9 protein-coding genes are annotated in these 20441 nt (G+C 74.9%); 4 read left to right on the top strand and 5 right to left on the bottom strand.

What is annotated here, in order from left to right:
• Window positions 1-44: 44 nt before the first annotated feature.
• Window positions 45-635 carry a TetR/AcrR family transcriptional regulator gene (locus ACF059_RS12140; RefSeq protein WP_392054996.1) on the bottom strand — a complete coding sequence of 197 codons (591 nt, stop codon included), beginning with the start codon at window positions 633-635 and terminating at the stop codon, window positions 45-47.
• A 143-nt stretch (window positions 636-778) separates the two neighbouring features.
• Between ACF059_RS12140 and ACF059_RS12135 the strand changes: the two genes are divergently transcribed.
• The gene (locus ACF059_RS12135; RefSeq protein ID WP_392054993.1) at window positions 779-1198 is read left to right on the top strand and encodes a hypothetical protein; all 420 of its coding nucleotides are present in this window, start codon (window positions 779-781) and stop codon (window positions 1196-1198) included.
• A gap of 28 nt (window positions 1199-1226) precedes the next feature.
• On the opposite strand, the gene ACF059_RS12130 is transcribed toward ACF059_RS12135, so the two are convergent.
• The 4 genes from ACF059_RS12130 to ACF059_RS12115 all read right to left on the bottom strand — a co-directional run bounded on the left by ACF059_RS12130 (window position 1227) and on the right by ACF059_RS12115 (window position 7988).
• The gene (locus tag ACF059_RS12130) at window positions 1227-4190 is read right to left on the bottom strand and encodes a tetratricopeptide repeat protein (RefSeq protein ID WP_392054990.1); all 2964 of its coding nucleotides are present in this window, start codon (window positions 4188-4190) and stop codon (window positions 1227-1229) included.
• Between the two features lie 190 nt (window positions 4191-4380).
• The gene (locus ACF059_RS12125; protein WP_392054987.1) at window positions 4381-5625 is read right to left on the bottom strand and encodes a cytochrome P450; all 1245 of its coding nucleotides are present in this window, start codon (window positions 5623-5625) and stop codon (window positions 4381-4383) included.
• Window positions 5626-5717: 92 nt separating this feature from the next.
• Window positions 5718-7004 carry a putative Ig domain-containing protein gene (locus ACF059_RS12120; protein ID WP_392054984.1) on the bottom strand — a complete coding sequence of 429 codons (1287 nt, stop codon included), beginning with the start codon at window positions 7002-7004 and terminating at the stop codon, window positions 5718-5720.
• Window positions 7005-7094: 90 nt separating this feature from the next.
• Complete coding sequence (locus tag ACF059_RS12115; RefSeq protein WP_392054982.1) at window positions 7095-7988, bottom strand: LysR family transcriptional regulator; 894 nt, start codon at window positions 7986-7988, stop codon at window positions 7095-7097.
• 551 nt (window positions 7989-8539) lie between these two features.
• Between ACF059_RS12115 and ACF059_RS12110 the strand changes: the two genes are divergently transcribed.
• From ACF059_RS12110 to ACF059_RS12100, 3 genes are read left to right on the top strand one after another with little or no spacing between them, the layout of a single operon-like run.
• The gene (locus tag ACF059_RS12110) at window positions 8540-15436 is read left to right on the top strand and encodes an SDR family NAD(P)-dependent oxidoreductase (RefSeq protein ID WP_392054980.1); all 6897 of its coding nucleotides are present in this window, start codon (window positions 8540-8542) and stop codon (window positions 15434-15436) included.
• Entirely contained in the window at window positions 15429-20126 is a 4698-nt protein-coding gene (locus tag ACF059_RS12105) for a beta-ketoacyl synthase N-terminal-like domain-containing protein (protein WP_392054977.1), read from the top strand. Before ACF059_RS12110 ends, ACF059_RS12105 begins: the two co-directional genes overlap by 8 nt.
• Window positions 20116-20439, top strand: coding sequence for an acyl carrier protein (locus tag ACF059_RS12100; RefSeq protein WP_361952739.1), 324 nt, complete (start codon window positions 20116-20118; stop codon window positions 20437-20439). Before ACF059_RS12105 ends, ACF059_RS12100 begins: the two co-directional genes overlap by 11 nt.
• Window positions 20440-20441 lie beyond the last annotated feature (2 nt).

Genomic DNA, 20441 nt, shown 5'->3' with positions numbered 1-20441 from the left:
GGGCCCGCAACCGATTCAGTGCCTGTTGCGCGGCCGAAGCCGGGTCACGAGCTGGGCGCCGATCCGTCCGCTCCGTACCGGAGGCCGTCGAGGAGCAGGTCGAGGAGGCGTCCGGCCCGTTCGCGCTGGTCGGGAGCGCTGGTGATCAGCCCGATGCCGGCCAGGCTGAAGCCGACGTCGACGGGGTCGATGCCCGGGCGCAGGAGACCGGCGTCGGCCCCGGCGTGCAGCAGGGTGCCCAGCGCGGTGGCGAGCTTGTCGAGGGTCTCGGCGAAGGGGTCCGCACCGGATGCGACCGCGGCTCGCAGCGCGTCCGCCATGCCTTGCTTGGCAGCCAGGTAGTCGATGAAGTCGTCCATCCACAGGCGGATCGCCCGGTCGGGCGGGTTGTCGGCCAGCAGCTGCGCGGCGCTGTCGCAGACGCGGGCCAGCTCGTTGCGGTAGGCCGCCTCGACCAGCGCCTCGCGCGTGGGGAAGTGGCGGTAGAGCGTGGCCGAGCCGACGCCCGCGGCCTTGGCGATCGTGTCGATCGGGACGTCCGGGCCCTTCTCCGAGAAGGCGCGTACGGCCGCTTCGAGGATGCGCTCCCGGTTGCGGCGGGCATCGGCGCGCAACACGCTCGGCTTGGTGGTCAAGGCTGCTCCCGTCATCGAGGGACCAGTCTAACTGGACAACCGGGGAGTTCCCCGCTTACCGTCATGACCAACCGGGGAACTCCCCGTTTGCGGCGTTGACCGGGGGGCGACGGCGAAATCTCTGCAAGAAGGAACACGGAATCATGACGCATACCGATCTGGCCGCCGTCGCGAACGAAGCACAGGCATGGTTCGACAGCTACGTCGAGACGTTCATCGGACTGGCAGCACAGGGGAGCACCGATCCCGCGCCGCTCCTCGACTACTTCTCGGTGCCGATCAGCATGACCACGGGCACGGCCCACACCACTCTCACTTCCGCCGAGGCGCTCTCCCAGGGACTCGCACACGAGCTGCGCGCACTGCGCGACGCCGACTACGGGGGCAGCAAGGCCCTCGACCCGGTGGTACGCGCGCTCAACGAGCGGTCCGCGCACATCGAGGTGACCTGGGCGCGCCAGGACAGCCAGGGGCGGGAGTTCCAGCGTGTCCGTGTGCTCTACCTGGCCGCCCGTACCGACGCGGGATGGCGGACGGTCGCCTCCGTGATCCTGACCGGCTGACGAAGCACCCGTGGCGTGACGGCTTCCGTCAGCCCACGATCTCGCAGAACTCTCCTCGATGGTCGATCCCTTGGCATTCGTAGCACGTGTAGCGGGAGCAGCCGGCGCACGCCTGGAGGTTCTCCAGCCGCCAGGTGTGACCGCACCCCGGGCACCGGCGGCGCTCGCGCAGCATCGCGGCCCATCCGTGAGCGGCCTCGACGGCGGTTCGGCAGGCCGTGACGTAGTCCTGGACGGCGGGGGAGCCCAGGAGCGAGGACCTGCGTTGACCGGGAGGGTCGTCTCGTCGCTCTGAGTCCATGAACCAGCAGTTCAGAATGAAGAACGCCGTGCCGGTGACCAGCCACCCGTCGTGTCGCCCGTCCGAGTCCCACAGGTCGACGAGGCGGGCGACCCGCCGCTCGAACGGGTCAGTGGGAGGAGGACCGCTCTCCACGAGGAGTACGGCGTCGGCGTCGCGCGAGTGCGGCCTGGTTTCGGGAGTGACCGGGGGGAGGGTGGTCCGGGCGCCCCGTTCTTCTTCGGCCTTCCAGAGGAGCTGGTCCACGAGGTCTCGCGCGGTTTCCAGCGGGGGCATGAACTCCGCGGGCCTGGCGGGCGCGAGCCGCTGGAACATCTCGGCGGCTTCCTCGGCGGCGGCCAGGGCCTCCTGGGGGTCGCTCAGGCAGGTGGCGAGAGTGAGCAGGGCGCCGGCGAGAGGTGCTTCGTGGGCCTCCGGGCTGTTCGCCGCCAGTCGCCGGTAGATCTCGGCAGCCTCGCGCGCCGGATCCACGGCCTCTGCATCCCTCCCTGCGTGCAGCAGTGCGCCGCTGAGGTGGGCGAGTGCACGGGCGTAGGCATCACGGTGCTGAGCCAGGACGGACAGCTCCAGCCGACGGAAGATGCCCACGGCCTCCTCGCACGCCTCCAGGGCAGGGCGCTGTCCGCCGGTGTCGCGCAGCATGACCCCCAGGCTGCTCAGGGCGGAGGCGAAGCGGACTGTGGAGATCCACCTCCCGGGCTTGACGTCCGCGAAATCACCATGAACGTGCGAGCGGTACAGAGCGACGGCTTCCTCGGTGACCCGCACCGCCTCGTCCCGTTGCCCGGTCTCCCGGAGCAGATCGCCGTACGTAGCCAGCGTCTGCGCGACCAGCCCGTCGGTGAGCGGCGGTACGGCGTGGGCGCGCCATGTTCCGACCGCCTCGGCGGCGGCTTCGACGGCCTCGGCACTGCGGCCTACTCCCGCCAGGTCTCGGGCGAGCTCGGTCAGCGCGTCGGTGAGTTCGACGGTCGCGGAAAGGTCTGCCGGGTCCCGGTCGCGGTAGCGGGCAACGGCCTGCGTACAGAAGGCGACCGCTTCCTGGTACCGGCCGATCCTGGCGAGGCGGGTCGCGAGGCTGAGGTGGAGCTTCGCGCGGGCCCGCTCGTCAGGCGCGTCGGCCAGGCGGCGTTCGTGCAGGTGGACGGCGTAGTAGGCGAAGTCCCACGCGCGCTCCGGCCGGATCCCCTCCATCGACTGGCTGTCCATGATCTCCAGCTGTCCGGTGATGAAGTCCGCGGTGCTCTGCTCGCCGAGGGCATGGGACGGGGAGTCCGGCGCGAGGGCCGTGGGGTGGGTCGGCAGTGCCAGCCGGGGATCCGCCAGGACGAGCGGGTGGAAGACCGTCGTGCGGACGTGGGGCCAGCGTTCGGCCGCAGCCGCCAGGAACGTCATGGCCCGCAGCGCGTACGCGGGCACCTGTTCGCCGGTCAGGAGCGCCGCCGGCACGGCTGCCGCCCACGGGTCCGCCCGGTAGCCCGCGACGTCGTGGCCGGGGAGGCAGAGCGCGACGAAGTCCTCCGCGAGCCGGTCGGGGTAGAGGGGTTCCAGCACCGTCGCGGGGTCGAGCGGCGGATAGCAGCGCGCGTGATCGGCCAGCAGGGACCGAGCGGCGGCCGGATCGTCCGCGAGCCGGGCCTTGGCCAGTGCTTCGGCGCCGTGGTCCCAGTCCGTCGCGCCGGTCAGCGCCGCGACGAACGCGGCGCCGGCGAGCGCCTCGGTCGTGGAACCGGCGCCACCAGCGCCGCCTTCGCTCAGCCGCTCCCACCACTCGCGTTCCCGGTGCAGAAGATAGGCTGTCAACCCGGCCGGGTCCTTCGGCGGCCGACGGCCGTGCGCCAGCGCGTCCACCCCGGCCAGGGCGGCCATGTGCAGGGTGAGGAAGAGCCCCGAGTCCGGGTGGTCGTGCGGCAGCGGCAGAGCAGTGGAGGCGGCTTCCGGCAGCCGGTACAGCTCGGCGAATCGCGACCGGGCCGCGGCGAACACCCGCTCGCGGGCGCCCGGGGTGTCGGGCACGGCCCCCAGTTCCCACGCTGACGCGACGGCGCGGTCACCAAGCATGCTCTGCACCGCGGGCCAGGGTTCGACGGTGCGGGCCAGCAGGAGCACCCGCACCGGAACGCCGCGGCGCAGGCTGTTCGGGAACAGGCTGTTGGCGAACAGCCAGGTCAGGTCGTGCAGGGGCCAGCGGTCGGCGTAGTCCACCAGCACCAACAACCCCGTACGGTCGCCGGGGCGTGCGTCGTGGCTGCCCTGCGCCTCCCAGGACACGCTGCTGCCGTGCCTGGCCACCACGGTCTTCCAACCGCGCGCCGTGGACGCCGCGGCGAAGTGATCGGCCAGGCGGCTCTTGCCCCGACCGCCCGGTCCGAAGAGCCACCGCACGCTCAGGACCGGGTCATCGCCGTCGTCGTCGCGCCAGTCTTCCAGGGCGCGCAACTCGGCCTCGCGGCCGGTGAACGGTACAACCGCACTGCGGGCGTTGAGCAGCCGGCTGGGCTGGTTCACCCAGGCGGGCCCCGGTATCCCGGCGGGGGGCCGGTGCTCCTCCAGCAGGTAGACCGGGTGGCCATCGCCGTGGACGTGCACGTCGGCATTGATCGCGCCGTAGGCGAAGCCGCCGAAGGCGTACACGTTCTGGACGGTGCGCGCCCCCCGCCCCTCAGCGGCCCACGGCTCCGGGCTGGTCACTCGCCCTCACCGCCACCGGACCGCACCTCGGTGAGCCCGCGGTTCCGCCCGGCCGCGGGCGCCGGTGGCCTCTGGTTCCCGATCACCGGCAGGACCGCCTCCACGTCCGTGAGATCTTTGGGCAGACCGCCGACAGGCCGTCCGGCCGGGCTGCCCAACAACCCGACCATGCTAGGTGGCGTCCGGTGCGTCAGGCCGGGCGGACCGGCAGCGACCGTACGTTGTTGCTGATGAAGCTGCGCTGGTACGGGAGTTCGGTCTCGGGGAGGGCGAGGTCGAGGTCGGGGAACCGGGTGAAGAGCCGCTCCAGTGCGATCGTGGCTTCGAGCCGGGCGAGCGGGGCGCCCATGCAGTAGTGGGCGCCGTGGCCGAAGGAGAGGTGGCGGGCCGCCGTGGGGCGCGTGAGGTCGAAACGGCCGGCGTCCGGGCCGTGGAAGGCCTCGTCGCGACCGGCCGCCGTGTACCCGGCGAGCACCGGGGTGCCCCGCGGGATCACGGTGCCGTCCACGGTCAGGTCGCGGGTGGGGTAGCGGAAGGGGAACCAGCTGACCGGACCGTCCCAGCGCAGGGTCTCGTCCACCACGTCGGACCAGGTCGCCTTGCCGTCCAGGACGAGGGCGAGCTGGTCGCGGTGGGCGCACAGGGCGCGGACCGCGTTCGTGACGAGGTTCAGCGTGGTCTCGTGCCCCGCGACGAGCATCAGCCGCATGGTGCCGATCAGTTCGGCCTCGCTGAGCCGGTCGCCGTCGTCCTCGCGGGCGGCTATCAGGGCGCTGGTGAGGTCCTCCCCCGGAGCGGCGCGCCGGGTGGCCGCGATCGTGCCGATCAGGGCGACGAGCTCCTGGAGGGCGGCCATCTTCTCGGCCGGGGTGATGTCGGTCGCGATGATCACCGTATTGGTCAGGTGGTGCAGTCGCCCCCGGTGCTCGGGGTCCACGCCGAGCAGCTCGCAGATGACGTTCATGGGGAGCGGGAGCGCGAAGTGCGTGTACAGGTCGGCCACCCCGTCGGGGGCCGCGGCCGCGGCCCGGCCGAGGTCGTCGAGGAGCTCGGCGGTCAGCTCCTCCACGCGCGGCCGCAGGCGCTCCACCTGCCGGGCCGTGAAGGCCTTGCCGACCAGCGATCGCAGCCGGCGGTGGTCGGCGTCGTCGGCCGTGTGCATGCCCCGGGCGTCGGCGAAGACCCGTAGCGGCCAGTCGGCGGGGATGGTGCCGTCGTGCAGGGCCGGGAAGTGCCGGGAGTCCTTGGCGACGTCGGGATGGGCGAGGAACTCCTTGAGCGCCTCGTGCCCCAGGACGACCGCTCCGGGCACCCCGCCGGGGAGCACGACCTGCGCCACCGCGCCCTGCTCGGCGCGCAGCCGGGCGTTGAGGGCGTGCGGGCAGCCCCCGGCGGGGTCGATCACGTGCGGGACGGGTTCGGTGAAGGACGACAAGCCGGATCTCCTGACCTGGTGGTGAGTACCGGTCAACAGTGCGGCCTCGGGGGCGGGTTGGACAAGCCCGGTACCGCTCCGCCGGGCCCCTCTCAGAACCAGGTGAGGGTCAGTGCGAAGGCGGTGCCCGCGGTGGCTCCGGTGGAGTCGGTCGCGGTGGCGGTGACCTGGACCGTTCCGCTGCCCCAGGGCTTGCCGGTGATGCGTCCGGTGGCGCTGTCGAGGGTCAGGCCCCAGGGCAGGCCCGTGACGGCGTACCGCACGGGGGGCTTCGACCCGGTGGTGGCGAGCTGGATGGTGCAGGGCTGGTTGAACTTGCACGTCTGGGGGCCGGGGTTCGTGAGCTTCAGACCACCGGGCGTGGGGGTCGGGGTCGGAGTCGGAGTCGGCGTGGGCGTGGGCGTGGGCGTGGGGGTGGGGGTGGGGGTAGCGGTCGGTGTGGGCGTCGGCGTGGTGCCGCATCCGGGGGTGGCCTCCGGCGGTAGCGGTACCTGCCAGATCTGGGTGTCGTTCTCCGACCCGACCAGCAGGTTCGCGCAGTCGAGGTACGTCACCGTCTCGCCCTGCGACTGGGCCGGCAGGGCGACGTCCGCGAGCTTGACCCTCGCGGTGTCGTACACGGAGGCGGTGTTGGCCCCCATGGGTCCCCCGCTGCGCAGGGCGTACGAGGCACCCGACGGCGAGAACGCGCCGTCGGTGGCGAAGACGGGGCCGGGCCGCACCGGGGTGAGGGTGTTGACCTGCCCGGTCACCGGCGGCAGCGGGGCCTGGTACAGCTGGCCGGGGGCTCCGATGAGCTTGCTCGCGACGAAGAGCCGGCCGGTGGCGGGGTCCGCGAGGAGGGACTCGGCGTCGTGCCTGCCGTCGGCGTAGGCGAAGCGGTAGGTGGTCGGCGTGAGGGTCGCGTCGGCGAGCCGGTCGGGTTCGGCGAGGCTGTGCACGGTGATCTCCGCCCGCCCGCTGAAGTTGTCGCCGATGTCGCCGACCAGGATCGCCGGGCCGCCGCCGGCGTCCTTGCCGAGGGCCAGGGCCTCCCAGTCGGTGTTGCCGACCCCGGAGACGGTGAAGGTGGCCAGCAGCCGGCCGGTGGCGGTGGTGCAGTCGACGGCGAAGACCTGGTTGGTGTTCCCGCTGTCGTTGACGGCGTAGAACACGCCGGGGTGTTTGCGGCTCATGGCCAGGCCGCTCAGTTCGGCGAGGCCGCCGGGCAGGGTGCACTTCTTCTCCGCCGCGAGGGCCGGGGCTCCGGCGGCCGCCACGGGGGCGGACGGGGCCGGGGAGGCGGTCGCGCTGGTCATCCAGGCGACGGCGGGCAGGGTCGCGGCGAGGACCGCGGTCGCGAGCGCTGCGGCCCGTGGGGGTGTGAGGAGTGGGGACATGCCCACCATGTGATGGCTCATCAGTCGATGGCGCCAGGCCTGGTCGCCTCCCCTTCGAGCATCGTTCGATGCCGCCAGGTCATGCCTCGGTCAGCGCACCGGCTCCCGTACGGGCCCCTTGTGCCCGGCCTGCGCGATGAAGGCGCGGGCCGCGCGGCTCAGCGGTCTCCTGGCGTGCGCGATGCCCACCGGCCGCAGCAGGGGCGGCGTGAAGGACCGGATCTCGGCCCGGCTGCCGAAGGCCCTCAGCACCACGTCGCGGTACCAGATGAGCGAGCCCCGGCCGTCCGTCACGCCCGTCACCCAGGCGAGGCGCTCGTCGACCTCCAGGGAGGGCACGGGCCGCACGCCGAGGCAGCTGAACATGGCCTCCATCTCGGTGCGCCGGCCGGTGCCGGGGGTGGGCAGCACCATCGGCAGCCCGTCGAGCATGCGCAACGGCATGGGGTGGGGCAGCCGGGAGCCGAGCGGTGAGATCAGCACGACCTCGCGCTCCTGGATGTAGTGCGTGGAGAGCTCCTTGTCGACCGGCAGGTCCACCAGCGCCAACTCGGAGCGCCCCTGGGTGAGTTCCTCGACCAGGGCCTCCCGGCTGTCGTGCTGCTGGAGCCGCACGTCGACGGTCGGGTGCCGCTCGGTGAAGGCCGCGACCAGGTCGGTGGCCAGGTCCAGGGCGAGGGTGGGGGTGCTGACGAGGGTCAGGACGGCCCTGCTGTCCTTGCCGTGCGGGGTCCCGATGTCGTCGATGGCCTCGACCGCGTTGAGGACGGTGCGGGCCAGCCGGACGACCCGGGCCCCCTCCGGTGTGAGGTCCACCCCCCTCCCCCGGCGGGCGAGAAGTTCGACTCCCAGATCGCGTTCCATGGCCTGGACGGCCCGGGACAGGGCGGACTGGGCGACGAAGACGGAGGCGGCGGCGCCCGTGATGGACCGGCAGTCGGCGACGGCGACGAGGTAGCGGAGCTGCGCGAGGGTGGGGGTCATGACCGGACGGTAACCGCGTGAGGCTGTACCTGTAAGGGCTCGTCGGGTGAACAACTGACAGGCTCCCGGCGGGCTTTCATGCCCGGTCGGTGGATCCGCATGCCGGTGCGGCATGTCCGCGAGGATGCGGTACGCCGGTCCGCGCGGCGGGGTCGGCCCGCCCGGGCGGCCATCGCCGCAGGCCACCGCCCGGGCAGCGGTGCGCCGTGACTCCGGCCGGGGGGCGTCCCGGGCGGCCCGGGTGCGGCGAGGGTGCGAAGTACCGCGCTCCGCATGGCTGTTGACAGTGCGGGGCGGCCACCGCACGATGCATCGCGGCGTGAGGGTGTTTGACCACCGTTCAAGCCCGTCGTCCCCGCGGCGGGAAGCCCCGGCCGACGTGCGAGAGCCGCTCCCCCGCCTGCCGCCTCGCCGCGCTCGCGCACAGCCGATCACCGATCACCGATCACCGATCTCCAGGTCTCCAGATCTCCCGACCTCCCGATCTTCCGTTCTTCCGTTCTTCCGTCCGGCATTGCGCCATGTCACACAGCACTGGAAGAGGAGCGCCCGTGACCACCCCCCAGCACGCGCAACCCGCCGCCACCCGTGATCTCGTCGTCGCGCTCAGCCCCTTCGAGGAGCCGCACCCGCGGATCGTGATCGCCGCCGAGCGCGCCGGCGCCCTCGGGCTGCTCGACCTCGGCCGGGACGCCGACGCCGCGCGGCGCGGTGTCGCCGAGCTGGGCCGCCGGCTCGGCAGCGGTGGCCGGTACGGGGTCCGGGTGCCCGCCGGCTGCCCGGCCGGGCCCGGCGACCTGCCCGCCGAGGTGGACACGGTCCTGCTCGCCGACCCCGCAGCGCACACCCCGGAGCGGGTGGCCGCGTGGGCGGCGGCGGCCGGGCGGCCCCGGGTGTGGGCGGAGGTCGTCAGCCCGGCGGAGGCCGCCACCGCCGTCGCCGCCCGGGCGGACGCGCTCGTCGCCAAGGGCCACGAGGCCGGGGGCCGGGTGGGCGACGCCACCACCTTCGTGCTGCTCCAGCACCTCCTCGGCGACCCCGAGATCCGCGTCCCCGTACGGGCCTACGGCGGCATCGGCCCGCACACCGCGCCCGCGGCCGTCGCGGGCGGAGCCGCCGGAGTGCTGCTCGACGTACAGCTGGCCCTGACGGCCGAGGGCGAGGAGGGGCTGCCCCGGGACGTCGTGGCCGCGCTCCGGTCGATGGACGGCTCCGAGACGCGGCTGGCCGGGGGCCACCGGGTGTTCGCGCGCCCCGACCTGACTTCGCCCGAAGGACCGGTACCCGCCCTGCTCGGCGCCCGGGACCTGCGCGCGCAGCTGCTGCCGGTCGGGCAGGACGGGGCCCTGGCGGCCCGGCTGGCCGCGCGGTACCGGACGACCGGCGGCGTCCTGCAAGCCGTACGGGCCGCGATCCCCGAGCACCTGGCGGCCGTCGTACGGGCCCGGCCGCTCCAGCGGCCCCGGCCCGTCGCCCAGGGGCCGATGACCCGGGTCAGCGACCAGGCGGCCTTCGCCGCAGCGGTGGCCGCCGCGGGCGGCGTGCCGTATCTGGCCCTGGCCGTGATGGAGGGGCCCGACGTACGCCGGTTGCTGGCCGAGACCGCCGAGCGACTCGGTGAGCTCCCGTGGGGCGTGGGCCTGCTCGGCTTCGCCCCGCCCGAACTGCGGCGGGAGCAGCTGGCGGCCGTGACCGACGCCCGACCGCCGCACGCCGTCATCGCCGGGGGCACCCCGGCGCAGGCGGCCCCGCTGGAGGCGGCCGGGATCCGTACCCATCTGCACGTGCCCTCGCCGGGCCTGCTGGAGCGGTACCTGGCCGAGGGCGCCCGCCGCTTCGTCTTCGAGGGGCTGGAGTGTGGCGGCCACGTCGGTCCGCGCGCGTCGTTCCCGCTGTGGGAGGAGCAGGTCGAGCGGCTGCTGTCCTGTCCCGAACCGCAGGACCTGGACGTGCTGTTCGCGGGCGGGATCCACGACGAGCGGTCCGCCGCGATGGCGGTGGCGGCCGCCGCCCCGCTGGCCGAACGGGGGGCGCGGATCGGGGTGCTGATGGGCACCGCGTACCTGTTCACCGAGGAGGCCGTGGCGGCCGGCGCGGTCCTGCCGGGCTTCCAGCGGGCGGCGGTGGAGTGCACGGACACCGTGCTGCTGCGGACCGCCCCCGGCCACGCCACCCGGTGCGCGGCCACCCCGTACGCCGAGGCCTTCGAGGCGACCCGGCGGCGCCTCGCGGAGAGCGGAGCCGCGCCGCGGGAGGTCTGGGAGGAGCTCGAACGTCTGAACCTGGGCCGTCTGCGCATCGCCTCCAAGGGCCTGCGGCGGGCCGGGCCCGGTGACCGCCCGCGGGCGGACGGGGACCGGCTGGAGCCCGTCACCGAGGAACAGCAGTACGCGCAAGGTCTGTTCATGCTCGGGCAGGCCGCGACCCTGCGCACGGAGACCACCACGGTCGCCGCGCTGCACGCGCAGGTCACTGATGGCGCGACCGCTCTGCTGGCGCGGCGGGCCCAGGACTTCACCGCCCCGCCGCAGCCGCAGGCCGATCCGCTCGACATCGCCATCGTCGGCATGGCCTGCGCCTATCCCGGCGCCCCCGACCTCGCCGCCTACTGGGCCATGGTGCTCGCCGGGACGGACGCCGTCACCGAAGTGCCGGCCGAGCGCTGGGACCCGGAGCTCTACTACGACGCCGACCCGGCCCGGGCCGGTGAGCGCACCCCCTCCCGCTGGGGCGGGTTCCTCGGGCCGGTGCCCTTCGACGCCCTCGCGCACGGCATCCCGCCCGCCTCGCTCACGGGGATCGAGCCGGTCCAGCTGCTGGCCCTGGAGATCTCCGCGCGGGCCCTCGATGACGCGGGCTACGGCAAGGACCGCGCCTTCGACCGCAGCCGCACCTCGGTGGTCTTCGGCGCCGAGGCCGGTACCGAACTGGCGGGCGCGTACGGGCTGCGCGCCCTGCACCCCGCCTACCTGGGCGAGCTGCCGGCCGCCCTGGACGAGCAGCTGCCGCGGCTCACCGAGGACTCCTTCCCCGGGATCCTCGCCAACGTCATCGCGGGCCGGGTCGCCAACCGCCTCGACCTGGGCGGCGCGAACTGCACGGTCGACGCCGCCTGCGCCTCCTCCCTGGCCGCCCTGGACCTGGCCTGCCGCCAACTGCGCGACCGGGACAGCGACATGGTGATCTGCGGCGGCGCCGACGTCCACAACGGCATCAACGACTACCTGATGTTCTCCTCCGTCCGCGCCCTGTCCCCCGGCGGCCGCTGCCGGCCCTTCGACGCGGCCGCCGACGGGATCGCCCTCGGGGAGGGAGTGGGCGCGCTCGTCCTGAAACGGCTCGCGGACGCGGAGCGGGACGGCGACCGGGTGTACGCCGTGATCAAGGCGGTCGGCGCCGCCAGCGACGGCCGGTCCCTCGGTCTGACCGCGCCACGGCCCGAAGGTCAGCGACGGGCCCTGGAACGGGCCTACGCACGGGCCGGCGTCTCCCCCGGCGAAGTGGGCCTGGTCGAGGCGCACGGTACGGGCACGGTGGTCGGTGACAGCACCGAACTGGCCGTCCTCACCGAGCTGTTCACCGCCTCCGGGGCCGCGGCCGGGTCCTGCTCCCTGGGCTCCGTGAAATCCCAGCTCGGGCACACCAAGTGCGCCGCCGGACTGGCCGGGCTCATCAAGGCGGCCCGGGCCGTCCACGCGGGCGTACGGCCACCGACCCTGCACCTCGACACACCGAACCCGGCCTGGCACGCGGAGAGCAGCCCCTTCTCGTTCGACACCGAGGCCCGGCCCTGGGCGGCGCCCGCGGAGCGGCGCATCGCCGGGGTGAGCGCCTTCGGATTCGGCGGCACCAACTACCACGCCGTACTGGCCGGTTACGCAGGAAGCGCGGAGCCCCGGCACGCCCTGGAGGAGTGGCCCGCCGAGCTGGTCTGCTTCCGCGGCGAGGACCGCGAGGCGGCCGGCCGGGCCATGGCGCGGCTGGCGACCCGGCTGGAGGAGAACGACGCGGCCGGGCGCCCCTGGCCCCTGCGGGACCTCGCGGCGGAGGCCGCCGGGGACCGCGGCCCGGTCCAGGTGGCGGTCGTGGCCGCCGATCTCGACGAACTGGCGTCCCGGCTGGAAGGGGCCCGCGCCTTCGCCCCCGGCCCGGGCGTCCACGTGAAGGGCGACGCGGCGGACCCGGGCCTGACGGCGTTCCTCTTCCCCGGTCAGGGCAGTCAACGTCCCGGAATGCTGGGCGAGTTGTTCATGGCCTTCCCCTCGCTGCGAGAGCTCCTGGACGCGGCTCCGGCCCCGGTGGTGTCGGCGATGTTCCCCCCGGCGGCCTTCAGCGCGCCTGGGCGGGCGGCGCAGCGGGCGGCCGTCACCGACACCCGCGTGGCCCAGCCGGCCCTCGGACTGGCGGGCGCGGCGGCACATCTGCTCCTCGCCGACATGGGCGTACGGCCGGACTGCGTGGCCGGGCACTCGTACGGCGAGCTGACCGCACTGTGGGCGGCGGGCGTCTACGACACCGAGAGCCTGTTACGGCTGAGCGCACGCCGTGCCGAAGCGATCCTGGAGGCCGCCGGGGCCGATCCCGGGACGATGGCGGCGGTGTCGGCCCCGCCGGACGAGGTACGGGAGATCGCGGCCGGCGCCGGGTGCGTGGTGGCGAACCACAACGCCCCCCGCCAGTGCGTGATCTCAGGACCGACCACAGCCGTCTCCACCGCGGTGTCGGCGCTGCGCGGGGCGGGCCTGTCGGCGGAGCCGATCCCCGTGGCCTGCGCCTTCCACAGCGAGGTGGTCGCCGCGGCGGCGACCGCCCTCACCACGGAACTGGCGCGCACGGAGGTGTCCGCGCCCCGCCTCCCCGTCTGGTCGAACACGACGGCCGCTCCCTATCCGCCGTCCGCCGACGGTGTACGGGACCTCGCGGCCCGCCAGGTCGCGGAGCCGGTCCGGTTCGTCGAGGAGGTGGAGGCCATGTACGCGGCCGGGGTCCGGACGTTCGTGGAGGCGGGACCCGGACGGGTCCTCAGCTCCCTGATCGGCCGGATCCTCGCCCAGCGCCCGCACACGGTGGTCCCCCTGGACGTACCGGGCGAGCACGGCCTGACCCGGCTCGTCACGGCGCTGGCGGAACTCATGGCGGCGGGCGTGCCGATCGACCCGCAGGCCCTGTTCCGCGGCCGTACCTCCCCCCTCCCGGACCACGCCCCGCGCCGCCCGGGCTGGCTGGTGGACGGCCACCTCGTCCGCACGACGGACGGCACCCCGATCACAGGAGGCCTCCAACCACCCCGCCGGGTTTCCCCACGGCCGGCCCCGCCCACGGGCGCGGCTCCGACAACGAGCCCGGCCATGTCGGCGGACGGCCGTGAGGCGACGATCCTTGAATACCTCCGCAGCACCCGCGAACTGGTCGAGGCCCAGCGGCACGTCATGCTCGGCTATCTGGGCACGCCCGCAGGTGAGCAGCCCCGGCCCGTCACCCCGGGTGGTTCCGGCGGGGCCGGGAGTGTGCCGGGGCGATCCCCGCAGGGCGCCGAACACACCGCCGCCGCACCCCCCGACCCCTCGCCACGTTCGGCGCCCGAGGAGACGCCCCGGCGCGCGCCCGGCCCCGTCGGAACCACCCCCGCCCCGCCCCCTCCGACCCCCCGCACCGCCGAACAGCTCATGGAGGCCGTCCTGGAGCTCGTCCACACCCGGACCGGCTACCCCCGGGACATGCTCGACCCCGCACTCGACCTCGAAGCCGACCTCTCCATCGACTCCATCAAACGCGTGGAGATCATCGGAGCCCTGGCCGACCGCATCGGCCTCCCCCGCGACCCGGGCGGCTCCACGGAGTCCGCGGTGGAGGAGCTGTCCCGCATCAAGACCCTGCGCGGCATAGTCGACTGGCTCACCACCCACACACCAGCCTCCGCACCCCCCACCGCGGCCCCCGCCCCCTCCGCACCCCCGACACCCCCGACACCCCCCGTAACCCGGCTCCGGGTGGACACACTCCCCGCCCCACTACCGGCCCCGAACCCACCGACCCCAGGCGACCCGCGCGACCTACCCCACCCGCCCAGCCTGCGCAGCCTCCACGGCCTCCACGGCCTCCGCATCGGCATCGTCGACGACGGCCAAGCCCTCGCCCCCGCCCTCCTCGCGGCCCTGGACGCGCAAGGCGCCGAGGCGAAGCTCCTGCCCGCCCCCGAGCCCGGGTTCGACGGCATCGTCGACCTGACCGCGCTGCGGCCGGGACCCGAGCCCGTGCTGCCCGACGCCTTTACGGGCCTGCGGCGCACACTGACCGGCGGGACGCACCGCCTGCTCCTCGTCACCGCCCCCGGCACCCCCAGCGCGGGCGTACAAGGCGCCGGCCTGCACGGCTTCGCCCGCAGCGCGGCCCTCGAATTCCCCGGCACCCTGATCCGCGCGGTGCAGATCCAGCCCAAGGAGGCCCCCGAGCATCTCGCCGCGCAGCTCCTCGCCGAGTTGAGCCACGACTCGCCCGACGGCCCCGCCTCCGTCGGGTACACGCCCGAGGGAACCCGCACCACCCGCACCCCGGTACCCGCACCGCTCACCCGCCGGGCCGCGGGCGAACCGCCGCTCGACCGTGACGCCGTGGTCCTGCTCACCGGCGGGGCCCGCGGGATCACCGCCCGCACCGCCGTGGCGCTGGCCCGCGCCACCGGATGCCACATCGAGTTGATCGGCCGTACGCCCGAACCCTCCGCCGCGGCGGACGACTTCGCGCAGGCCCATGACCGGGTCGCGCTGCGCGCGGCCCTGATCGCAGCAGGGCTCCGTACGCCCGCCGAGATCGAGGCGACGGCCTCGCGGATCCTCGCCGGGCGCGAGGTACGGGCCACCCTGTCCGCCCTCGCCACGGCGGCGGCCTCGGTCCGCTACCACTGCGCGGACGTCACCGACGAGCGGGCCGTACGGGCGGTGGTGGCCGACGTACGGGCCCGGCACGGCCGGCTCGACGGCATCGTGCACGGCGCCGGGATCCTGCGTGACGGACTGCTGAGCGACAAGCAACCGGCCGACTTCGCCGCGGTGTTCACCACCAAGGTGGCCGGCGCCCGCCACCTGGCCTCCGCGGCGGCCGAGCACGGTACGGCGCCCGCGCCCCGGTTCCTGGCGCTGTTCGGCAGTGTCGCGGGGGTGTACGGCAACCGCGGCCAGAGCGACTACGCCGCGGCCAACGACGCCCTCGACGCCCTGGCCCACACCTGGGCGGAGTCCTTCCCCGGCCGGGTGCTGTCCGTCGACTGGGGCCCCTGGGCGGCGCAGTCGGGCGGGATGGTCACCCCCGAGCTGGAGCGCGCGTACGCCCGACGCGGCATCCCCCTCATCGCCCCGGAGGCCGGCACGGCCGCGTTCCTCGACGAGCTCGCCCACGGCAACGACGTACAGGTGGTCCTGATGGCGCAGGAGGGCTGCGGCGATGAGTGAGTCACGGCGGCGCGGACCGCGCCCCACCGACGCGGCGATCGTCGGGATGGGCGCCGTCTTCCCGGGGGCCGGCGATCTGGCCGGGTACCGGCGCAACCTCCTCGCGGGCAAGGACTGCATCGGTGACGTCCCGCCGGGGCGCTGGGATCCGGAGGTGTACTACGACCCGGACGGCGCTACCGGACCGGCCACCGGCGACCGGTTCTACTGCCGGCGCGGCGGCTTCGTCGACGGCCTCGCCGCCTTCGACCCGACCCGGTTCGGGATCATGCCAGCCGCCGTGGAGGGGGCCGAGCCGGACCAGATGCTGGCCCTGCACGCGACGGCCGAGGCCATCGCCGACGCGGGCGGTGAGGAACGCCTGCCGTGCGACCGCTCGCGGATCGGGGTGGTGCTGGGGCGCGGCGGGTTCATGGGCGTGGCCACCGCGCGTCTGGACCAACGCGTGCGGACGGCCCACCAGTTGGCGCAGACCCTGCGGGAGCTGGCGCCGGAGCTGGGCGAGCGGCGGATCGCGGCGGTGCGGTCGGCGTTCCAGGAGGCGCTCGGTCCGGAGCGGCCGGACGCGTCGATCGGGCTGGTGCCGAGCTTCACCGCGGCCCGGACGGCGAACAGGCTGGACTTCCGCGGGCCCGCCTACACCCTGGACGCGGCCTGCGCCTCCTCGCTCCTGGCGGTGGACCAGGCCGTGGGGCTGCTGGCCTCGGGGCGCTGCGACGCGGTGGTCGCCGGGGCGGTCCACCACTGCCACATCGCGACGCTGTGGAGCGTGTTCACCCAGCTGCGGGCGCTCAGCCCGAGCGAACGGATCCGGCCCTTCGACCGCCGGGCCGACGGGACCCTGCTGTCCGAGGGCACCGGGGTGGTGCTGCTGAAGCGGCTGGCGGACGCGGAGCGGGACGGCGACCGCGTGTACGCGGTGATCCGCGGGACGGGCGTGGCCGGGGACGGCCGCGCGGCGAGCCTGATGAGCCCTCTCGTCGCGGGACAGGTACGGGCACTGGAGCGGGCCTGGCGGGAGGCCGGTCTGGATCCGCGCGCCCCGGGCGCCCTGGGGCTGCTGGAGGCGCACGGCACCGGCACGCCGGTCGGGGACGTGGCCGAACTAGTCACGCTGGCCGAGGTGTTCGGGCGTCCCGAGCCGGGGCGCGGGCCGGGGAACGGGCCGGGGAACCGGTCAGGGAACGGCCCGGGGATCGGCTTCGGCTCGGTGAAGTCCATGCTCGGTCACACCATGCAGGCCTCGGGCATGGCGGGGCTGATCAAGGCCGCGCTCGCGGTGCACGAGGGGGTGTTGCCGCCGACCCTGCACCTTGAGGAGCCGCACCCGGACCTGGCCGCGACCCGGATGCGGCCCCTGACGGCGGCGGAACCGTGGGAACGCTTCGGGCGGGAGCCCCGTCGGGCCGGGGTCAACGCCTTCGGCTTCGGCGGGATCAACGCGCACGTGGTGCTGGAGGAGGCTCCGGGGACCCGCGCCCGGCCCGGGGCGGCGCGGGGCCCGGCCGCTCCGGTGCGGCGCTTCCTGCCGCTCGCGGCCGCGGGCACACCGGTCGGGCCGGAGCCGAGGCCGGGACCGGCGCGGCCGATCGGGGCTGTCGGGCTGAGGAGCGGGGCCGGGCCGGCCGCGGGGCACGGCGTACTCCTGATGGCCGCGGACACGCCGGCGGAGCTGTCGGCCAGGCTGGCCGCCGGTGCCCCGGTGTCCGGCGGCGACGGTCCCTGCCGGGTCGCGGTGGTCGGGCCGACCCCGCAGCGGCTCGCACTGGCCGCCAAGGCCGTGGCGCGCGGCCGGCCGTGGCGGGGCCGCGGCGACGTGTGGTTCGCGCCGGAGCCACTGGGTGGCCGGGTGGCCTTCCTGTTCCCCGGCCTGGAGCCGGAGTTCGCACCCGTGGTGGACGACGTGGCGCAGCGCCTCGCATGGCCGGCGCCCCGGCTCACCCGCGGTGCGTCGCTGGTGGAGCGGGCCGTGGACGCGATGGCGACGGGGCGCTTCTTCGCCCGGGTCCTGCCGCGGCTCGGCATCGAGCCGGACGTACTGGCCGGCCACAGCCTGGGTGAGTGGGCGGCGATGGTGGCCGCCGGGATGTATCCGCAGGAGGCCGCCGACGCCTTTCTGGACTCGCTGCGCCCCGGCGACCTGAGGGTTCCGGACCTCGTGTACGCGGCGCTGGGCTGCGGAGCGCGGCGTGCGGAGGCGGCGCTGCACGGCATGGACCGGGTGGTGGTCAGCCATGACAACTGCCCGCACCAGTCGGTGATCTGCGGCGATCCGGAGCAAGTGGCGGCCGTGGTCGCGCGGTTGCGGGCCGACGGCGTGCTCGGCCAGGAACTGCCGTTCCGTTCCGGCTTCCACACGCCGATGTGGGAGCCGTACCTGGGTCAGGTCCGTGCCGCCTTCGGACGGCTGCCGCTGCGGCCCGGCACCCTGCCGGTCTGGTCGGCGACCACGTGTGCGCCGTTCCCCTCCGCGCCCGAGGAGGTACGGGCGTTGGTGGTGCGCCACCTCCTCGAACCGGTCCGTTTCCGCGCGTTGACCCTGCGGTTGTACGAGGACGAGGGCGTGCGCTGCTTCGTCACGCTGGGCCCCGGCAGCCTGCCGGGCTTCGTCGAGGACACCCTGCGCGAACGCCCCCACCTCTCGGTGTCCACCTCGTCCCCGCGCCTCACCGGCCTGGCGGCGCTGAGCCGCACCTGCGCCGCGCTGTGGGTGGAGGGACACGCCCCTCGCTGGGACCGCCTGACCGAGGCCGATGCCGAGGCCGGTGCCGGGGGCGGCGCGGCGGACGGCCCGAACCCCGGCCACGCCCCCACCGGTAGCGGACCCGGCCCCGGACGTACCGCACGTACCGCACGTCCGGGCCGTACCGTTCCGCTGGACCTGGGCTCTCCGCTGGTCCGGCTCGGTGAGGCGGCCCGGGCCTCCCTGGGCGCCCTCCTGACGCCGCCGACACCGCCCGCACCGGCGGAGCCACCCGGCCCCCGCCCGGTCCTCCTGTCCGCACTGGACGCGGTGCTCGCCGACACCGCCGCGGCCGCCCGCAGCGTCACGGAGGCCTGGTCGGCGGCGGGACCCCCGGCTCGCAGCGCCCCGGCCAGGGAGCGCCTGCGGCTCTCGCTCGCCGCGCTGCCGTACGTACGGGACCACTGCGTCTACCTCCAGCCCGACGGCTGGCCGCAGGACTCCGACCGGTTTCCCGTCGTCCCCATGACGACCATGCTGGAACTGGCCGCTGACGCGGCCCGGCGCCACGCCCCGCCCGGCTTCGCCGTCGTCGGCTACGAGGACGTCCGGGCCCTGCGGTGGCTCGCCGTCGAGCCGGCCGTCGACGTCGACGTCGAGGTCACGGCCCTGGGCGACGGGCCGCCCCGCCGGATGCGCGTCCGCCTCGGGGAGTACGCCTCCGTGGTCGTGCTGCTCGGCGAGCGGTACGCGCGGCCGCCCGCGCCCGACGGCGCTCCGCTGCGCGACCCCGGGCCCGCGCCCGTGAGCGCCGCGGCGCTCTACCGGGACCGCTGGATGTTCCACGGGCCGCGGTTCGCGGGGGTCCACGAGGTGCGGACCGTCGGTTCGGACGGCATCGAGGGCGTCCTGCGGGCCCTGCCCGACCCGGGCGCGCTGCTCGACGCCGCCGGGCAGCTGTTCGGCCACTGGATGCAGCTGCGGCTCCCGGTGGACCGCCTGGTGTTCCCGGCCACCGTGGACCGCATCCGCTTCCACGGTCCCGCGCCGGAACCGCAGGAGCTGGTCGGCGCCACGGCCCGGATCCGCGAGGTGCAGGAGGTCACCGTGCGCGGCGATCTCGAACTGCGCCGCGCCACCGGAGAGGTGTGGGCGCGGATCGAGGGGTGGACGTACCGCCGGTTCGGTGCCGACGAGCGGGTCTGGCCGATGAAGTTCACCCCGGAGGTCTGCGGGATCGGCGAGCCCCGCCCGGAGGGCTGGTACCTGGCCCGGCGCCGCTGGAGCGATCCCGCCTCGCAGGAGCTGGTGATGCGCCGCTACCTGGGCGCGGCCGAACGCGCGGTCTACGAGCGGCTGTCGCCGCGCGCCCGGGCGCCCTGGCTGCTGGGCCGGATCGCCGCCAAGGACGCGCTGCGCGGGCTCCTGTGGGACGCCGGGGCGGGGCCGGTGTTCCCGGCCGAGGTGCCGGTCGGCAACGACCGGGAGGGCCGGCCGCTGGCCGAAGGTCCGCTGACCGGCGGTTTCCGGCTGTCGATCGCCCACAAGGACCGTATCGCCGTCGCTCTGGCCCACCCGCGCCTGGCGGTCGGCATCGACGTGGAGCCGGTGACCGGCGACCCGGACGCGCTGATCCGCATCGCGCTCGGGCCGGACGAACTGCGCCTCGCGGGGCGCCTGGCGGCCCGGGCGGGCACCGGTCTGCCGGCCGCGCTCACCGCCCTGTGGTGTGCCAAGGAGGCCGCCGCCAAGGCGGAGGGCGGCGGGTTGCGCGGCCGGCCGCGGGACTGGCGGGTGACCGGCGACGCGGAGGCCGGCACCCTGCTGGTGACGTCCCCGGGCGGACAGCCGTACCCCGTCCGTACGACCCGGCTCACCGCCCTGTCCACCGGCGCCGGGACCGGGGACGCGCCACTCGACCACGTCGTCGCCTGGACCGCGCACCCGGCGGCCCCGGCCCCCTCCCCCGTTCCCTTCCCCCTCACGGAGACCCGTCATGGCACCTGACATCCTCGCCGAGATCACCGGCATGCTCGTGGAGATCGTCGGCGACGAGTACCTGCTCGCGCAGGAGGTCACGATGAAGACGACGTTCAACGAGGACCTCGCCCTGGAGAGCATCGAGTTCGTCGCCCTCGCCGAGCTCCTCCACCACCGCTACGGCGCCGAGGTGGACCTGATGGGCTTCCTGGCCGAGAAGGACATGGACGCCATCCTGGCCATGTCCGTCGGTGAACTCGTCACGCACATCGGCCGGATCACGCACGCCTCCCTGGCCCGCACGGCGGCCCCCTCCTCCAGCACCGCCACCGTCGGCTGATC

Source organism: Streptomyces sp. NPDC016562, from assembly GCF_043076955.1.
Lineage (GTDB): Bacteria > Actinomycetota > Actinomycetes > Streptomycetales > Streptomycetaceae > Streptomyces.
This window is presented reverse-complemented; position numbering and strand designations above follow the sequence as displayed.